This is a genomic window from Adhaeribacter sp. (assembly GCF_057359045.1).
On sequence record NZ_JBMQUD010000152.1, the window covers coordinates 119874 to 136952 of the forward strand.

At 32.9% G+C, this 17079-nt stretch carries 15 protein-coding genes; 1 reads left to right on the forward strand and 14 read right to left on the reverse strand.

Translation table 11 applies throughout. The features are described from left to right. Positions 1-6 precede the first annotated feature (6 nt). The 13 genes from ACO1R6_RS23645 to ACO1R6_RS23705 all read right to left on the reverse strand — a co-directional run bounded on the left by ACO1R6_RS23645 (position 7) and on the right by ACO1R6_RS23705 (position 15111). Positions 7-1164 (reverse strand): glycosyltransferase, encoded by a 1158-nt coding sequence (locus ACO1R6_RS23645; RefSeq protein ID WP_486268028.1) that lies wholly within the window; start codon positions 1162-1164, stop codon positions 7-9. 386 nt (positions 1165-1550) lie between these two features. Further along, positions 1551-2210, reverse strand: coding sequence for an FkbM family methyltransferase (locus ACO1R6_RS23650; RefSeq protein WP_486268030.1), 660 nt, complete (start codon positions 2208-2210; stop codon positions 1551-1553). 55 nt (positions 2211-2265) lie between these two features. After that, the gene (locus ACO1R6_RS23655; RefSeq protein ID WP_486268032.1) at positions 2266-3315 is read right to left on the reverse strand and encodes an O-antigen ligase family protein; all 1050 of its coding nucleotides are present in this window, start codon (positions 3313-3315) and stop codon (positions 2266-2268) included. Between the two features lie 222 nt (positions 3316-3537). Beyond that, on the reverse strand, positions 3538-4773 hold the full coding sequence (locus ACO1R6_RS23660; protein WP_486268034.1) for an O-antigen ligase family protein: 1236 nt from the start codon (positions 4771-4773) through the stop codon (positions 3538-3540). 6 nt (positions 4774-4779) lie between these two features. Continuing rightward, a complete protein-coding gene (locus ACO1R6_RS23665) occupies positions 4780-5856 on the reverse strand; it encodes a glycosyltransferase family 4 protein (RefSeq protein ID WP_486268036.1) in 1077 nt (358 codons plus the stop codon). Positions 5857-5866: 10 nt separating this feature from the next. Continuing rightward, positions 5867-6919: a glycosyltransferase family 2 protein gene (locus ACO1R6_RS23670; protein ID WP_486268038.1), complete on the reverse strand. Its 1053-nt coding sequence runs from the start codon at positions 6917-6919 to the stop codon at positions 5867-5869. Beyond that, complete coding sequence (locus ACO1R6_RS23675) at positions 6916-7896, reverse strand: glycosyltransferase family 2 protein (RefSeq protein WP_486268040.1); 981 nt, start codon at positions 7894-7896, stop codon at positions 6916-6918. Before ACO1R6_RS23675 ends, ACO1R6_RS23670 begins: the two co-directional genes overlap by 4 nt. A gap of 25 nt (positions 7897-7921) precedes the next feature. Continuing rightward, positions 7922-9577: a T9SS type A sorting domain-containing protein gene (locus tag ACO1R6_RS23680; protein ID WP_486268042.1), complete on the reverse strand. Its 1656-nt coding sequence runs from the start codon at positions 9575-9577 to the stop codon at positions 7922-7924. Between the two features lie 50 nt (positions 9578-9627). Then, entirely contained in the window at positions 9628-10638 is a 1011-nt protein-coding gene (locus ACO1R6_RS23685) for a glycosyltransferase family 2 protein (protein ID WP_486268044.1), read from the reverse strand. A 13-nt stretch (positions 10639-10651) separates the two neighbouring features. Beyond that, the gene (locus ACO1R6_RS23690; protein WP_486268046.1) at positions 10652-11728 is read right to left on the reverse strand and encodes a glycosyltransferase family 61 protein; all 1077 of its coding nucleotides are present in this window, start codon (positions 11726-11728) and stop codon (positions 10652-10654) included. 104 nt (positions 11729-11832) lie between these two features. After that, positions 11833-12891 carry a hypothetical protein gene (locus ACO1R6_RS23695; protein ID WP_486268048.1) on the reverse strand — a complete coding sequence of 353 codons (1059 nt, stop codon included), beginning with the start codon at positions 12889-12891 and terminating at the stop codon, positions 11833-11835. After that, positions 12854-13615, reverse strand: coding sequence for a DUF268 domain-containing protein (locus tag ACO1R6_RS23700; protein ID WP_486268050.1), 762 nt, complete (start codon positions 13613-13615; stop codon positions 12854-12856). The genes ACO1R6_RS23695 and ACO1R6_RS23700 overlap by 38 nt, the downstream gene beginning before the upstream one ends. A gap of 188 nt (positions 13616-13803) precedes the next feature. Then, on the reverse strand, positions 13804-15111 hold the full coding sequence (locus ACO1R6_RS23705) for a lipopolysaccharide biosynthesis protein (RefSeq protein ID WP_486268052.1): 1308 nt from the start codon (positions 15109-15111) through the stop codon (positions 13804-13806). Between the two features lie 176 nt (positions 15112-15287). Here ACO1R6_RS23705 and ACO1R6_RS23710 point away from each other — a divergent pair, with 176 nt between their 5' ends. Further along, positions 15288-16304, forward strand: a complete 1017-nt coding sequence (locus tag ACO1R6_RS23710; RefSeq protein WP_486268054.1) for a hypothetical protein — start codon at positions 15288-15290, stop codon at positions 16302-16304. 21 nt (positions 16305-16325) lie between these two features. Here ACO1R6_RS23710 and ACO1R6_RS23715 read toward each other — a convergent pair whose 3' ends face one another. Continuing rightward, a complete protein-coding gene (locus tag ACO1R6_RS23715; RefSeq protein ID WP_486268056.1) occupies positions 16326-16985 on the reverse strand; it encodes a response regulator transcription factor in 660 nt (219 codons plus the stop codon). Positions 16986-17079: the final 94 nt, after the last annotated feature.

Genomic DNA, 17079 nt, shown 5'->3' on the forward strand with positions numbered 1-17079 from the left:
ATAATATTATAGGTTTATACCGGCTATGGGTTCTTTTCTTTTAAGAGCCTGGTACTTATCCTGGACAAAATCTTTAATGGCTGCTATAAAGTTTTTTTCATCAAACCGGCAGGCGTTATCCCGGATAAAATTAGTATTTAAATCTAAATACAAACTCTCCATGACCTGGATTGCTGCTATTAGACTTTCGGTTCTTTGTTCCGGGAAGAAAACGGCGGTACAGCTTTTCATATTATGAGCGTTATACGGAATCATGGTATTCAGAACGCCACCTTGCCCAAAAGCAACTACTGGCCGGCCAGCAGCATTTGCTTCTAAGGGGGTTATGCCAAAATCTTCGTGTTGCGGAAATACCAGCGCTTTACAACCGGCGTAAAGTTCTTTTAACTCGGCTTTAGATAAACCGCTCTTAAATATTATATTGTTACCGGCCCTGCCTTTTAATGCGTGCTCCTTACTTCCTTTGCCTACAATTATAAGTTTGTAACCTAATCTGTTAAAAGCCGCAATAGCCAAATCTACACGTTTGTAATATTCCAGGCGGGTAACCATCAGGTAGTAATCGCCTAATTTATCCGCAACTTCAAAATTTTCGGTTACTACAGGTGGGTAAATGACCGGAATAGAACCTGTATAGTCATACTTTTCTTTAATGCGCTGGCTGGTTTCAGCGGTGTTGGCAATAAAATAATCTGTGCGTTGGGCGGCGTGGTAGTCAATTTTTTTAAGAATCGCAATTATGGCTTGCAACACTCGCTTCTTTACCCCCTTAGCGTTTAAAAACTCGGCGTAAGATTCCGGATACCACGCTAACCGGAACGGCTGGTGGCAATAATTTATAACCAATGCCTTGGGCGAAATTTTCACATACTTGGCACAATATGTCGACGACAGCAGCAGCACATCATACTGGGTTACATCCAACTGCTTCATTGCCATTACGCCCAACGGGAAAAAAAACTTTTTCATCTGCTGCTCGTCTTTAACAATACGCTGGTACCACGACGTACGGACATCTGCAGTTTTAAAATCCGGATAGGTATCTTCGGGTTGATAGCATAAAGTAAAGATAGGAGCTTCGGGAAAGGCATAGTGAAAACAACGCGCCACTTGTTCTGCCCCACCCCGCCGCATCAGATCATCGTGTACAATGGCTAGTTTCATGCAATACTATTTTATTAATAGATACAAAGATAAGCAATCAAGTCCCCCCTTTACCGTGATAAGCAGTTTTTAAAAGCTATCAATTGCTGTTGCAATACCCTGAAAAAGGTTTCGGAATAGTAGTAAGTGTTTCTTGAGGTATTGATTATTATGTGCCGACGACCCTACTTCTGAGGAAATCCTGAGTAATTCATTATTATACATTATGGATACCTAGCATAAGCAAGGCAATACTTACCTTTTAACAGCTAAATAGTTAATTGTTATGAAAATCTCATAAGTTTCTTTATAGGTAGGCAATTCAACTATATTGTCTCTTAAAATTCTATAAATTCGATACTTATCTTTTAATAAATAGCAGAAATCTTGAAAGTACGTTCTAGAATCTATATTACTGCCCCCAAACTCAAATTGTATAAAGTCAATACGCTTCCTTCAATCATTTTCTTCGCTCCACTAAGTGCATTTACCTCATGACCTTCAATATCTAATTTTAAAAAATGTATCCTTTCAATTTTATTCTTATAACAATAGTCATTAATAGTAGTCAATCTAATTTCTTCGGCTTTGTCCATTTTTATACCAAAGTGCTCTAGATTTCTTTGGTAAACAGATGCAAGACCAGAACCTTCTGAATTGGTAAAGAGCATTTGATTATTATCTTTATCACTAAATCCTAAATTATTGGAGATAATATTATGCAGGTTCTTAGTAGTTCCTAAAAACAATTCAAAAGTTTTCTTGGATGGTTCAAATGAATATATTTTTGCTTTAGAGCCAAATACATCCGATAAATCTTTAGCATAATTTCCTACGTTTGCTCCAACATCAAAGATTGTAATTGCATGTTCATTTTTTAATTTGTTTTTAACAAATCTCAACACTGATAACTCACCACTATCATTAAAATCCCCGCCGTTTCCCAAGTTCATTTTATTTAGCGATAAACGAAAGGTGCCCTCCCAAAAGGATTGGTTATCATTAATCGCTAATAGTTTGAGGATAATCTTGTTTAAAATTGAACTAAATGGACTTTGAATCTTCATACTTTGTGTTAATTAATGTGGTTACTAGCTAGGAGCAACAAACATAAAATGAAAATTAAACCTTTTTATCATCCTCAAAGATGTGCGAACGAAAATCTTCCTCTAACTTTTTACCGGATATTAGAGGCATAAAAAGCAAAGCATTAAAAAACGCATAAAAAACAACTCCCTTTTGCCTATTTAATATTGCTTCGGTGAAGCTAGCAAAAGAAAAAATGATTAAAAAATAAAGATAAAGGTAATGTTTTCGTTTAACAGCAATTATAATTGGATAAATTAACGCCAGAAGCAACAAAGATAAACCTATCAGACCATGCCGCATTAATTCTTCTAAATATTCATTGTGAGAATTATAATTATACCTTTCGCCCCAGAACTTTTTAGATTGGTAGCATGCTTGTAATAGTGGTTTTACATCACCGGTGCCTACGCCCTGCAGCCAAGCTTTGTTTTCCTGAACAATATCTATACAACACTGCCATTGTATAATACGCGGCGTAAATGGGTGGTAAATACCCCGGTAAAATAATATTTCGTTTAATTTGCTGCGGGTAGCGGGTAAGTTAAAAACACCTATTAACCCTATTATGGCAGTAAAAGAGATAAAAGCTAGGGTATAGAATCTACGTGTTTGGATAGTAAATATGAACATTTGCAACCCCAACACTACAAACGAAATAAACAAGGCCATCCGGGCACCTAAAATTACCAGCAATATATAAAGTCCTAAAATTAATATTATAGTAAAAGCCCGGTAAAAAAGATTAAGTAAATTCCAATTGCGATTAACAATATATACCAGGCTGCAGATTGAAAAAACTATATAAAGTCCGGAATAAGCATGATGCAAATGAATAATGTCGTCAATGGTTTCTGTTAAGTGTGGCAGGTTAAACAAAGCACCACGCGTTTGCCAGATTTTAAATACTGCAAAGGTAAGTAAACCAAAAATGCTGCAAGCAAAAGCTAAAATAACATAATACAATTGTATAGGCCTTAATTTTGGTAAAGAAAGTAGTAGAAAAGGCAGTAGTACCAAGGCCGCTTTTTTCTCTAATTTGGTTAATGCATCGGCTAGATCAGTGCTATATAAAATACCTACCAACTGAATTAAATAAAAAGAGGCAAACAGCCAGAAAAACTTATTTTTAATTACACTTACAATTTTTTGGCCTAGGTTACCCGTGGCTACCCAATATATTATCAGTAATCCTACTGCAATACTGTTAAGCATAACCGAAAGTGGAATTGTAAAAGAAATTAATATCAGAATAGTCAGGTATAACCTACCTGTTTTATCAGGATAAACAGAATGGAACAAATTCATTTATAATATAGAAGTGCTTTCCAGTTTCTTCTGGTGGTTTACATATACGTAATATAAAGATAAAGCCAGTACAAAAGGCAGTGCGTTAGACGGTGTGGTAATACGATGCTCTGTAAAACTCATAATAGTTAAATTATAAAAAGAAACAAGCAAGAACCCCCGTATTTGCGGATTCTGATTATTATTAGCTAAAAATTTATATACTGTTTTCCAGAATTTTAAAAAAATAAATAACCCAATCAACCCTAACTCGCCCAAAAAATGTAAGAAAGAATGATGGGCGTGCGAATCGCTGAAAACTTTATTATTTTGGATATTTGTAGATAAAATTAAAGGTATTATCGTCTTAAATTTAAAGGGTAAATCATCAATAGACCCAAAACCCGTTCCAAAAAAAGGTGAATGAAAAAAACAATCAACTGCTCGAGGCCAGGTATTATACATACGTATAAGCACATTGTTAAATTTTACCGAAACAATTCCATAATTTTTTAATATAAAACGGGTATAGTTGGGGTAATAATCAATCTTTGGCCCACCTCTTACATATTCAACATAATCTGGATAGGTCTGAAATAAAATGTAAACTTGTAAGAGGCATACACCCGCAATAATTAAATATATAAGGTATCTTTTACGAATATGAAAAAAATAATAAAAAAGGCCTCCTAATGCTAACCCCAGAATTGAGCCACGGGAGTAAGTTGCGTATAGAAAAAGCGTATTTAAAAGTAAAAGAGATAAATTTAAAGAGGTTTTTCGTTCTAAAAAATAGATAAAAGCCAAAGAAGTAACAATGCTATAAAAACCACCAGCCGCATTATTTGCTACAAATAAACCATTGTATCCACCAAATTTCAATCCTTCGCTTACAAAAACTATTGTGCTAATAATAGTAGTTAAATATAAAAATCGACGAAAAACCCGGTCAATATTTAAGTTATAACTTAGAAAGGGCATTACCAGCAATGGCAAATAAGAAATAATAAAATTACCATCGTAGCGGTAGAACCTAAAATTTGAAAAAGAAGCTGGGTTGTAAAGCGTTGTACTTATAAGTACGTATACATAAAATAAAAATAACCAGAAAACAACGCTTGGAAAATTGTTGCGGTACAGTAATATTATCGGAAAACAAATAGCCGCGAATAAAGAAGGAATCGGACTAATGTATACTAAATTGGTTACTGTCCCGATTAGCCCCAGTATAGTTATTATAATTAAAAATCTCTTCATGAGGCGTTAAAGATGCTGCTTGAGCAGTAAGTAAACCTGCCTAGCCGATTCATCCCAATTAAATCTATTTATCTGTTTAAAACCTTTTTTAATTAAATCTTGCCGCAAACCTTCGTTTCCTGCTAAGAGTTGTATTTTTGTTGCTATATCTTCAATATCAATCGGATTTATATATAAGCTGGCATTCCCGCAAATTTCGGGTAATGATGCCACATCTGATACAATAGTAGCAACCCCACTGGCCATCGCCTCTAAAGGTGGTATACCAAAACCTTCGTACAACGACGGATATACAAAAAGCAATGCATTTTTATAAAGAGCCGCTAATTCTTTATCAGGCAAATATCCGGTAAAAATTATGGACGGGCAATCTTCTATTTCCGCTTTTAAACCCACACTAGCGAAAACCTTTGATTCTGAACCTACTATAACTAGCTTACAATTATTTAGCTGTGCCTTTTTAAAAGCTTTAACGAGTGAAATTAAATTTTTTCGGGGATCTACTGAAGATACAGCTAGTATATAATTTTCAGCAGGCAAACTTATATAACTTGCTGTAGTATTATAAAACACTTGTGTTAAGCCATTATAAACTACTTGGATTTTATCCTGATGGATGCCGGTATAGGCACTTATTTCTTTTTGAGAAAACCTGCTTACAGTTATTACTTTTAAACTGCGCTGTGCTATTTGCGGAATTAAGAATTTATATAAAGCAACAAAGGTACGTGTAAACCACTTTGGGTTAACATTGAAGGCAATATCATGAATACAAACAACAGTTTTAGAATAAAACATAGGTGCTGTATTACAAAGGTTTAACAGTAGTGGTTTATTTCTTTTTTTTAAATAACCAGGTAATTCCAGTTGTTCCCATAAATGACTAGAAAAGCGTCCGAATGTAATTACCCCCAATTTTTGGGCAATTTCTTTTTGCAAAATATTTTTTGGCGAAACAAAGGTTATGCCCGGCATTAAACTCTGTAGGCGCAAACATATTTCAATGGCAAACCGCTGTACTCCGGTTATAGGTTGGGTTAAAAACCGGGCGTTAACAATAATTTCCCTTCCTTCTAAGTGCATCCTTGTGATTCTATTTTCTATCTGAAGAGAAAATGGCATCTTTTAAGATTTCCATAATCATCTTCACCCTAGAAATCTGACCGCGCTTTACCCGGTTAAACATGGCTCCTACCAAAGACAAGTAAACCGGTAAACGATAGGAAGGAAAATATTTATTTGTTATGGTTATACGATTACTAAGGTTATAATAATCGGCTAAATAACTTTTTAAAACTTCTTTGCTACTCCCACCGGTACTTTTCCCTTCTTTATGATATACTATACTCTGCGGTGAAAAAGAAAAAGTATAGCCTAAACGCTTGCCTCTAATTACCCAGTCAAGTTCTTCGAAATACAAAAAATAATCGGGGTTCATTAGACCTACCTGTTGCAGAAAATCTTTTGAAACCAACATAGAAGCCCCTACTATATAATCAAGGGGTGTACTTTCCGGATTTTGATCGTATTGTCCCTGGTCTGGTTCATCGCAGCCAACATGCTTACTGGTGCCATACCATTTATTATATTTTGCACCAATAGCCTGTATTAATTCCGGTTTATGGTAATGCATTAGCTTTGCCCCTAAAATTCCTAACTTCATACCCTTGGCAATTTGCTGTTCAAAGGTATTTACCATGTTCAACAAAGCCTCTTTATGAACAACAGTATCATTATTTAAGTACCAAATATAGTTTATATCTGGTTCATGATTTAAAATATACTCGGTAGCCAGGTTATTACCACCAGCAAAACCCCTGTTTTGGTCTGAAACTATTAAATTAATTATATGGCGTTCAGAGGTAAGCCCCTGATTAGGTACAATGTCTTTTTCTGATAATAAATTAACTTTTAGTGGTTTTGGTACCGGCGTTGCAAAAAAGGTTTCGGCTATGGAAGGTGTTGGTAGTATCAATGACCCGTTAGCCCAATCCAAAATCCTTTGAACTGAACCATCTGAAGATGCATTATCTGCAATAGTGATGGAAAAAGCCTGATATCGCTGCCTAAGTAAAGATTCTAAACATTCAATGGTATCTTCCCAACCATTATAGTTTACCAATATAATTGCTACCCTAGAATTCATTTAGAATTAAATAACAATTTTTTACTGTAAAAAAGAATTTTACCGAATGTTAGATTTGGCAGATATTTTTTTCTAAATATCTTAAGGGTAGCAGCATGCAAAGAATTTTCTTCAGAAATAACTTTAAGTTTTTCTGTAAAGGAATTTATGTTACCCTTAAATAATTCGAATAAGGCAAGGCTAACTAAGGTTTTATTAACTAAAGTTATTTGCTCCTCAACAATATTAGTTAATCCAGGATCAATAATCCTGGCATTTAAGCTTTTTTTCAAAATCAATTCAGTATAGCGCATTTCCCAAGTATTATTGGTAATACTTTGCCCATGTACTCTTACCAATGCTAATGTATCAGGCTTATTTATATAAAAAAAGTATAAATTATCTAAAGCACACCTGAGCCAAAATTCATAATCTTCTAAGAACCTTAAATTCTCGTTAAATAACCCTACTTTGCTAAAAATTTGCCTTTTTACTAACGGGCAGTTGGCAGCCATAATATTACGTTGTAGTAAATACATAAGTACATTATTGCCGCTTCCCGAAACATTGGGCATCCAGGTTTTGTTTATTCGGTTCATCGAATATAAACGTTCATCTGGAAATTGGCTGCGAAAATATCGTACTGAACTATATACAATACTAAAAGTTGGATTTTCTATAAAAACTAAAAGTTGCTCTTCTAACTTTTTAGATTCAATAAGGTCGTCTGCATCTAAAAACTGAAGATACTCCCCTTTACTTTGTATAATGCCAGTGTTTCTGGCGGCCGATAATCCTTTATTTTCCTGGTAAATGTAGATAAACCTTTTATCTTGACTCGCAAATTCTTTAGCTACCTGTCTGGTATTATCTGTAGAGCCATCGTCAATAATAAGGCACTCCCAATTAGAATAAGTTTGTTGGATAATAGAATTTAAAGTTATTGGAAGAAATTTACCATAATTATAACACGGCACAATAACAGATATCAAACTCATAATCATTTTACACAAACCAGGACATTCAGTCGGGCACTTTCATTATTTTTATTATTTGTTTACCGTCTTTAGTAAACATAACACAGTTGTAAACGCCAACGGCTAAACTTGAAGTGTGCAAGTTAACAAAATATTCTCCTCTTACGTCTTTAACATCATCTACCAGAGTTTGGATTTCTTGACCCAGCACGTTTGACAAGATTATTTTTACTGGTCCGGGTTGGGTTAAATTATACCTAATCAGGGTTTTGCCTTTTGCCGGATTAGGATAGGCCTTAATGATACTGGTTTCGTTTAATCCTTTATTTACAATAGCACTTGATGCGGTTAATTGATTAGCCGGGAAAATAGCCTCTAAAACTACCAGACCACCACCTTCCATTCTTGCTATATTTGTGGTAGCTTTATCTAGCTTACTTAAATAAGTTACGCTTAAGCTTTCACTTTGTAAAGGATTATCTTTAAAATCTGAAGAGAACTTCTTAAGTGTAGCCGGTCCCATTCCTTTAAAATAAATATCTATATCTATAATGGGAGATAAACCTTTATTAATAAGAAAAATATAAAATTTAGATTTATCTGTTCTATCCTGGAAAAGACCTGTTAAAATATTATTGTTAGAAATGTGGGATAGAATAGGTGAATCAGGATTTAACAACTGGTAACCAGGATTCTGGTTAAAACCTGGGGTATTACTCACATGGTATGTCCCAATGTAATTACCTTTAAAAATAGCTGGCCCGGCAACATTTTTTAGAAAAGAATTTATTTGTTTAACTATATGGTACTTCTTAGTTGGTAAACCCTGGCGACTAATTAGTGCTTCAGAATAATTGAATGGGCTTTGTTTTGTTACCGATTCATAAGTAAAATAAATAATGCCTTTAGCCCCATAAGCCAAAGGGCAAAAAGATTCAAATTTTAAGTGACTTTCTTCGGGCTCAATGTACTCTAAGTGTTTAGAAATATTTGGATAATACCAAATAGGCCTACCATTGGCATATTTCCGCATTTGCTCTAAGTTATAAAAATAATCTGATCTAACGCTGTTCTTTAAAAATGGGTAAAAATCGTATGATACAACTCCCAACTGATTATTAGGAGAAATTAGATCAGATAGATATATTTTTAAATATTCATCGTATTTTGCTGGGTTCTCAAAGCCATATACCGGAAGCAAGTTAACATATGAAATTTTCTGAGGTTCTATTTTGTTAAAAAATCTTACCCAAGGTAAAATCCAAGCTGTATCTGATACAGTAGGCTCATCCATTAAACGATATCCATAAATCGTATTTCTATATTTTTCGTCTAATTCTAAATAAAACTTTTTTACAGACTCAGAATATAGCTGGTTAAAGGGTTTTAAATGGAAAAAACGATCGTCGGCCACAATCATTTTTAAACCCACTTGGGTAGCTAAATCTAATTGGTACTTTATTTCTTCTTCACTCCGGTCTACTTTGTTATAATTATCATCACGGTAACCGGTAAGTAAATTAAACCCAGCTTGTTTTGCCACTACTAAGGCTAAAGAATCAGCTTTTCTGTTTCGGTTATTAGTTAAAGTAGGATCAAGATAAGTACCTATAACAAATTCTTGCTGCAAAAACTGAGCAAATGCCCCATATGTATTTAAAATCAGAAAACTTAAAATAATAAAATAGAACTTAATTTTCATATTCAGACGCAGAGTTGACTAGATAAGCTAAACATGGATATTAGAGCGAACTATTTTTTATAGCCCCGTATTGTTCTGAAAAGTACTTTAGGTATTTCAGAAATATTAAAACTAATAAATTTTAATAAAGGAAAGGCTAAAAACCTTAAAAAAGCCCAGAGCCCTAATCCAGAATTGCCACATATAAAGCCATACCGTTCTACTATTACACTTCCAAAGGCTTCAATTGGATATACATGAGTATTTAAGTTTGCTCTGTATACTTTTTTTAACCAGATTGCGCTATCCTCTACAAACTTTTTACTTCTTTTTACTTTATAAGTAGCAATATCATAATGCAGCTCCAACTCAGATAAGGTATATTTAATATTTAGCAATTTTAACTGTTGTATTAGTATAGCCTTAATTGCATTTGCCTCTTCTTCGGCCTTTTTCCTGGTAATATTATTTGCATGAAGTCTGTATTTAACGAGAGGTACTTGAATGATCTTGATTTTAGTTACTCTGGAAAGTCTTACCCAAAGGTCGTAATCTTCAGCCATGGGGCACTCTGGCCGGTATTGGGCAACCTTGGTTAAAATGGACCTTATCATTACCGAAGATTGCGCCAGGTAATTATTAAAAAATAGAATAGAAGAAATATATTGAGATTTGGCTGTGTATTTTATAAGTTTTTCTTGTCCTGATTCATTGATTACTATAACTTGCGATGCAACTAAACCATAATCAGGATTTCTGTCTAAAAAATTTACCTGCAATGCTAATCTTTGTGGCAAGGCCACGTCATCACAGTCTAACATGGCAATGTAATCTCCTTTTGCTTCTTGTAAACCCCTATTTCTGGTTTTTACCAGACCTAAATTCTTTTCGTTTTGCACAATTCGAATACGCGCATCTTTAAAGTTTTGAATTATTGCAAAGCTATTATCAGTAGATCCGTCATCAATTATTAATAACTCAAAGTTCTCATATGTCTGACTCAAAACACTTGTAATTGCTTCAGCTAAATATTCCTGACCGTTAAAAACAGGCATTACTACCGTAACCAGAGGAGTGTGCATAATTATTACTAATTTACCGGTGAATAAATGCCAGTTTTGCGTCTAACTCTTCGGCCGATAAAGAAAATAAGCCTGATTTGCTTTGTTCACTGCCCAAAATGGCATCGTATTTAAAGCCAAGTTCATGACAAAGCCAAAAATAGTGCGGCGGAATTAAATTAGCCGGGAAAATTTCAATTAACTGGGTATTATGCTCGGTCCGGAATATTAAGTTACTTAATCCGGCTCCGTGAATACCTAAAATTATACTTGCATCTTTAAATACGCTGATTTGTTCTTTTAAATTAAGCTGATCCGTATCTATTATCTTATAACTATATTTTTTTACAATATCTTCAATCTCATTTTGGTTAGTTAATCGTCTTCCCCTATTTCTTCCCCGTACTAAAAAAACACGATTTTTATTTTCTTCTTTTAACTCATTTATATTTAATAAATTCCGTATACCTAAAAAAGTATCTTTTGTATTTGGGGTATTTTTAACTAAATAAACTTCTTGTGTTTCAATTATTTCATCTTCTTCCTGAAAAATCCACCTTCTCTGCTTAAGTAACTGAGTTCTTTCAAAAAACTCCCTAACGTAAGCAAATTTTAGTAATCTTTTAGGCGCTAACACCGGAATATCCTGATCTAAACCTTGTTGTTGAACTAATAAAAATTGTCCCAGAATATCATTAAAGAAGTGCCAATAATTTCCAACGCCATAACGAATAGAGATAACAGAATCAATCTTTTGTTTTTTGCTAATACCAAATTTAAGTTTGAATCCAGAGGGTTTTGGGAAAACCTGATACGGCAGAGAAGAAGATAAATATCTATTACCAGGTAAAATTATCCAACCATAAATAGGTTCAATTATACAATTACCACTAAACTTGTAAAAATATTCAACCTGACTAACAGCATTATAAGTATTAAAAGAGTTTCTTATTTTTGTAGGTAAATAATCAGTCTGAACGTATTGAAACGGAAAATATTCTTTGAAATGAAGAACATTTACATGGTTATCAATAGGAACAAAATTATTTAATGCTGGAAGAAACTTATCTAAAATTATACTAATTTTATTTATAAGCTTATTATTATCCATACTTTATTAAATAAGACTTTTTAAAAATTTTAAAGCTGAAAAGTATAAATAAAAATACTTATGTAGATTCAGCTAATATTTCTTTCAATAAATTATTACAAAATTTAGACTTTTTTTGAAGTATAATCAGATCTTAGGGTAAACGCAAAGGGGATGTATTGGTGAGCACTAATGTTTTTGAAATGTAAAAATTTTGCATAATCTATCTGATAACCATTTTGCCATTTCTCAAGTAAAAATTCAACTGTTACTTCTTCTGAAATATTATCGTTCTCGTCTTGTACTTTATTACAAGGCACATTTACAATCTTAGCTTTTTTATAGGCAATTCCTAACCTTTTTAAATAAAGTGGTTTAAATAATTGCATTGCCTCTTCTAATGAATTTGGTGCCTTAAAATCTAGAAGAGGCAGCATACATTTTATTTCATGCACCGAAAATAAATGGCCATCAACCGATAATGGATAGTTCCAGTCAAAGGCTCCTTTGTGCCACTCCCAAATAATTTTATCTTGATATTCTATACCCTCCTTCTTTATAAATGCAGGCAAAGGTTGGGGCTGCTGCATCGTATAACTGAAATTCAAATGGTCTCCTAATCTTAAAGATGCTACAAACCTTTGGGTATCTATATTAATAAATTCTTTTAATTCTAAAGGTTCAGTAAAAATAATATCATCAACCAGAAATATAACTTTTGAAACAATTAAACTGTTAACTATATTAAGTAAATCAAACCTGAAATTATTTTCTTTTACAAAAAAAATGTCATAACCAGAAAACAGCTCTATTACCTGTTTATAAGCGTGCTCATGTTGTAAATTTGAAGCATGGTAAAGAACATGTATGCTACCAGGTAGCGACACATTCGTGTAAAAACTTTTTAATAAAGCAAATAACTGAATGGCTCTATCTTTAGAAAATATTATAAAGTTAACATCAACTTCTGTCTCTTTGTCAGGATAGAGCCCGTTCTCAGAAGATGAATTTAAAGAGATATTTTCCAGAAATTCTATATAAGTTTTCTGAAGTACCAATTCTTTGGTCTTTAGAACTTCAATCCCAACCTGCTTTAAAATTTTATTTATACTAGTTAGTTTAGTTTCAATAGCCATTGTAATGCTTTTAGCTTTCTTTTGTAAACCAAAAACAACCACATCCATAAACCTGCGCATCAGCCATCTCCTGCGAAGCATTCACAATTAATCCTCCATCCTCAGGATTATCTGGCACCAAGGCAAACTGCTCTAATTTTAATTCTTTGAAATATTCTAGAATATATGAGTAAGTATAAATACGATGTGCATTAAACATAATTTTAGCTTTGCCCCCAATTGGCGTTACAAAAAGCAAATTTCCTCCTTTGCTTAAAACCCTAATAAGTTCTTTGATAGACTTTAAATCGCCATCCGGATCTAAGGGATCTCCATATCGACCCAGACCTATATGCTCAATAACGTGCATACAAGATAAAGAAGTAACACTTTCATCTGGAAAGGGCAAAGACATCAAGTCTCCTGGTAAAGAATTAAGATTTGATAGATTTAACTGGGCTGGCCTGTAATCGTAAAACTTAACCGGGATAAATGCAGAAACTATTGTACAAAAAGTTAGAGTAGATGAAATATCTATATGAAATTCCGGTTTTGTTTTTTGTAAAATACGTGCAGCCCAGGCGGGATGATAGATATAATGTCTATCAAAACCTGTTTGGGTAGTTCTATCCTCCATACAAGGATAAATATCGCTCGAATTAATACTAAATCTTTTATTACTAGATGATAAATTCTTAAAGCGGCTAAATTCTTCATAAAAAGCAGGCAGCCTTTTTACAAAGCTCCTATTTGAAACACGTAAAATAAAATCTTTTAATTTTGAATTAGTCATCGAGTATTTACTAAACTATAACAAGAAGTATTAAAATAAAACAAATTTAAACTAGTAAGCCAATTTAGTAAAAGCTCCCAAATAATAATATTATTAGTGGCAACCTATAATTTAACTTCTAATTTTTAAATAATAAAGTGTTAAAATAGGCCTACGTATAGCCAATATTATAAACACTATTTTTATTTCTACCTAGAAACACTTATACCCACCTGTTCTGTTGAATTTATGCCAAAAAGAAGCTGCTTCTTGATTCTTTTATTGAAAATAAATGTTAAGATAAACCAACCTAAATTGCTTAATACAAAAGCAATAGCTGCGCCTAATAAGCCAAAGTGTTTTATTAAAATTATATTCGCTAAAATATTAATCAAAGATGATACAAATACATTTTGGATTAACAGTTTTGATTTATTAAAGAATACCATTAAAGAACCAAATAACTGTGCTAAAAGAATAAATGCAAATCCGGTTACCATAATAGGTATCAGATACAATGATTCATGAAAAGAAGTGTTAATCATTTTAAATGCTACAAAATAGCTTATTATGGCTAAAAACATAAATATTAAAATGGTAGCACCAATTACAAGCAAGGGCTTTTGTTCTAAGTTGTTATTTTTAAATCTTTCAAAAATATATGGGCTATAAATACTTAAAATTGGACCAATTAATAATGGTTCATATACAACTGCAAATTTATATGCTACTGAATATATGCCTACTTCGTGCTGACTTAAGAAATATAAAATTATCCATCTATCTATTCCGGCGATCATCCAAAAAGATAAAGAAGATAGAATGTATGGAAAACCCTTTTTTATTTTTGCGTAAATCTCATTTTTACGCAAATCCTGGTTAATTAATTTAATTTTAGGCTCATGTTTAAACTTCGGATACGCAATAACCAAACTAAGTATCAAAACTATGAAGTTTGTAAATAATATCCCGATTACACCATATTGCAGATAATATACCAATAAGATATTTAACAGGGCCACTCCTATTCCAGCTACTACTTTAAATTTAGTTAATTTTAAGGCTTGTTTCTCTAACTGTAAAACAGAAAAAAATATTGTTTGAAAAAACAAAAAATACGATGAAAGCAAAGCTAATGAGATAAAAAACAGTTTATTATCTTTAATTTCGAATAACTCTAAATTTAATAACCCAATATATAAGAGCGTAAAAACGGGTGTTGCAGCTATAAAGTATATAGAAATAATTTTATTAATATAATTTAATTTTTCTTCCTTTTCCAGATGGTAATACTCAACAAAAACCAGCTGTGGCAAACCATAAGAAAGTAAAATACTTAGTACGGTAGTTATAGTGGTAATTAGTTCTAATTGCCCAAACTCTTCAGGAGTAAGTACTTTAGTATAAATTGGGATAAACAGAAAGGAAACACCTTTGAGAAAAACAGCACCAATTGTATATATGAAAAAATTTTTTACAAAATCTTTTTGTAAATATTGATGTAATACCTTAACCATTAAGAATTAATTATTTATACTAAATTTAATACTTATTTAAATTTAAATGTTTTATAACTCAAAAGAGCTGTAACCCACTTATAGATTTTTAAAATTAAAATTTAGTTTTACGCACACAAAATTATAAAATTTTAAGGATAAAAATTATTAATTTTGCCCATTCAGCATTTTTAAATATGAGCCAAGAGAATAATCGATTAAATAATAAAACTTCTTCTGAAGACGAAATAGATATAAGTAAGCTTTTAAATTCTATACTTAAAGGGTTAAGTTATCTGATTAAAGGCTTTTTTAAGATTCTCTTTCTATTTATAGATACTGCTTTATCTAATATAAAAATAATATTAATTTTAACTATTCTGGGAGGTATATTAGGTGTACTATCTTATTACCGGTCTACGCCTTTCTATGAATCTAATATGACATTGGGCTCGGTTTACTACCGGGGTCAATTAATAAAAAACTCGATTGAGAATTTAAACTTACTTTGTCAGGAAAATAATTATAAAGTACTCTCCCGTGTTTTAACTATTCCGGAAAAACAGGCTAAAGGTATTAAGGGGTTTGAAATCAATCCGCTTATTTCACCTAGTATGCAGTTTTTAATAGATAACTATAAAGAAAATGAAGGAAACAAAAAGCACCTGGATTCTTTAATTTTAAATAACCAGGATACTACTTTTCAGTTAACAGTTCAGATTTATGATACAACTGCCCTGAAAGGATTGGATACGGTTATGGTAAATTATTTAAAAGAAAATAAATATTTAAAGAAACGGATAGAAATTGAAAGAGCAAATCTAAAAATTCGCCGGGATAAATTAATCAAAGAATCGGGCAACTTAGATACTCTTAAACGAAATATTTCTTTAAGTTACCGTAACCAAGCAAGCGGACGTTCTGGAACCAATAACGTTATTCTCGATGACAAAGGAACGAATCCAATTGATGTTTACAGGGAAGATTTACGCTTTTTTGAACAGCAACTTAAAATAGAAAAATTATTATACATAAATTCAGAAATAGAAATTATTAGTCCTTTTGTCGCTTTTGGTGAATCTAAATCGGGTACATTGCCCCAGTTGATACTGAAAGGAGTTTTAGCAGGGCTTTCTCTTGCCTTTTTACTCGTATTATTTAAAGTGTTAGCCATAGGCATGACCAAAATCCGTCATGCCCTTAAGGAAGAATAATCAAACCTTGCTAAGATATTCTTAACTAATAATACCGCGGCTAATAGCATATTTTACCAACGCAGCGGTGTTTTTGGCCTGGGTTTTTTCAATAATGCGTTGGCGGTGCGAGTCGATGGTGCGCTTGCTGGTAAAAAGTTTATCGGCAATCTCGGCGTTAGTTAGGCCTTCGGTAATTAGTTTAAGTACCTCCAGCTCTCTTTTGGAGAGTTCTACTACTTCCGGCTCTTCTTTTAAAAGGCCATTAGGCGTTTCAGAAGAAGAGCCGTTTTTTTTCTTTAAAAGGTTTAAGGTTATTTCGGCGGAGATATAGTGTTTGCCATTGGCAATCATCCGGATGGCGTGAATGAGCTCTTCGCGGGTAATATTTTTAAGAATATACCCCTGTGCTCCCAGCTCCATCATTTTATTAATATAGTTTTCATTTTCAAACATCGACAAAGCCAAAATTTTAACCGAATTAAAATTCTGCACCACGTGTTGGGTGGCATCAAAGCCGTCCATATCAGGCATTTTAATATCCATTAAAACTACGTCTACGGGGGTGGTTTCGAGTAACGAAATCAATTGAAGCCCACTTTCGGCTTCTCCCACAATGTTTATACTGGGTTCATCTTCTAAAAGGGAGCGTAAACCACTCCGGATAATCCGGTGATCATCAACCAGAATAATTCTAATCATACTGTATAAAGGGCAGTGTTAATTAAATGGTGTTTGGCAGTACAATACTAAGCAATTTCTCTAAAATTCAAATTACCCGTATTTAACTTTTCTT

Excerpts from the sequence above, each read along its gene's own strand:
- ACO1R6_RS23685 (WP_486268044.1), bottom strand. The coding sequence starts at position 10,638 with ATGCACACTCCTCTGGTTACGGTAGTAATGCCTGTTTTTAACGGTCAG.
- ACO1R6_RS23700 (WP_486268050.1), bottom strand. The coding sequence starts at position 13,615 with ATGACTAATTCAAAATTAAAAGATTTTATTTTACGTGTTTCAAATAGG.
- ACO1R6_RS23690 (WP_486268046.1), bottom strand. The coding sequence starts at position 11,728 with ATGGATAATAATAAGCTTATAAATAAAATTAGTATAATTTTAGATAAG.
- ACO1R6_RS23705 (WP_486268052.1), bottom strand. The coding sequence starts at position 15,111 with ATGGTTAAGGTATTACATCAATATTTACAAAAAGATTTTGTAAAAAAT.
- ACO1R6_RS23670 (WP_486268038.1), bottom strand. The coding sequence starts at position 6,919 with ATGAATTCTAGGGTAGCAATTATATTGGTAAACTATAATGGTTGGGAA.
- ACO1R6_RS23675 (WP_486268040.1), bottom strand. The coding sequence starts at position 7,896 with ATGAGTTTGATATCTGTTATTGTGCCGTGTTATAATTATGGTAAATTT.
- ACO1R6_RS23650 (WP_486268030.1), bottom strand. The coding sequence starts at position 2,210 with ATGAAGATTCAAAGTCCATTTAGTTCAATTTTAAACAAGATTATCCTC.
- ACO1R6_RS23695 (WP_486268048.1), bottom strand. The coding sequence starts at position 12,891 with ATGGATGTGGTTGTTTTTGGTTTACAAAAGAAAGCTAAAAGCATTACA.
- ACO1R6_RS23660 (WP_486268034.1), bottom strand. The coding sequence starts at position 4,773 with ATGAAGAGATTTTTAATTATAATAACTATACTGGGGCTAATCGGGACA.
- ACO1R6_RS23645 (WP_486268028.1), bottom strand. The coding sequence starts at position 1,164 with ATGAAACTAGCCATTGTACACGATGATCTGATGCGGCGGGGTGGGGCA.
- ACO1R6_RS23710 (WP_486268054.1), top strand. The coding sequence starts at position 15,288 with ATGAGCCAAGAGAATAATCGATTAAATAATAAAACTTCTTCTGAAGAC.
- ACO1R6_RS23715 (WP_486268056.1), bottom strand. The coding sequence starts at position 16,985 with ATGATTAGAATTATTCTGGTTGATGATCACCGGATTATCCGGAGTGGT.
- ACO1R6_RS23665 (WP_486268036.1), bottom strand. The coding sequence starts at position 5,856 with ATGCACTTAGAAGGAAGGGAAATTATTGTTAACGCCCGGTTTTTAACC.
- ACO1R6_RS23680 (WP_486268042.1), bottom strand. The coding sequence starts at position 9,577 with ATGAAAATTAAGTTCTATTTTATTATTTTAAGTTTTCTGATTTTAAAT.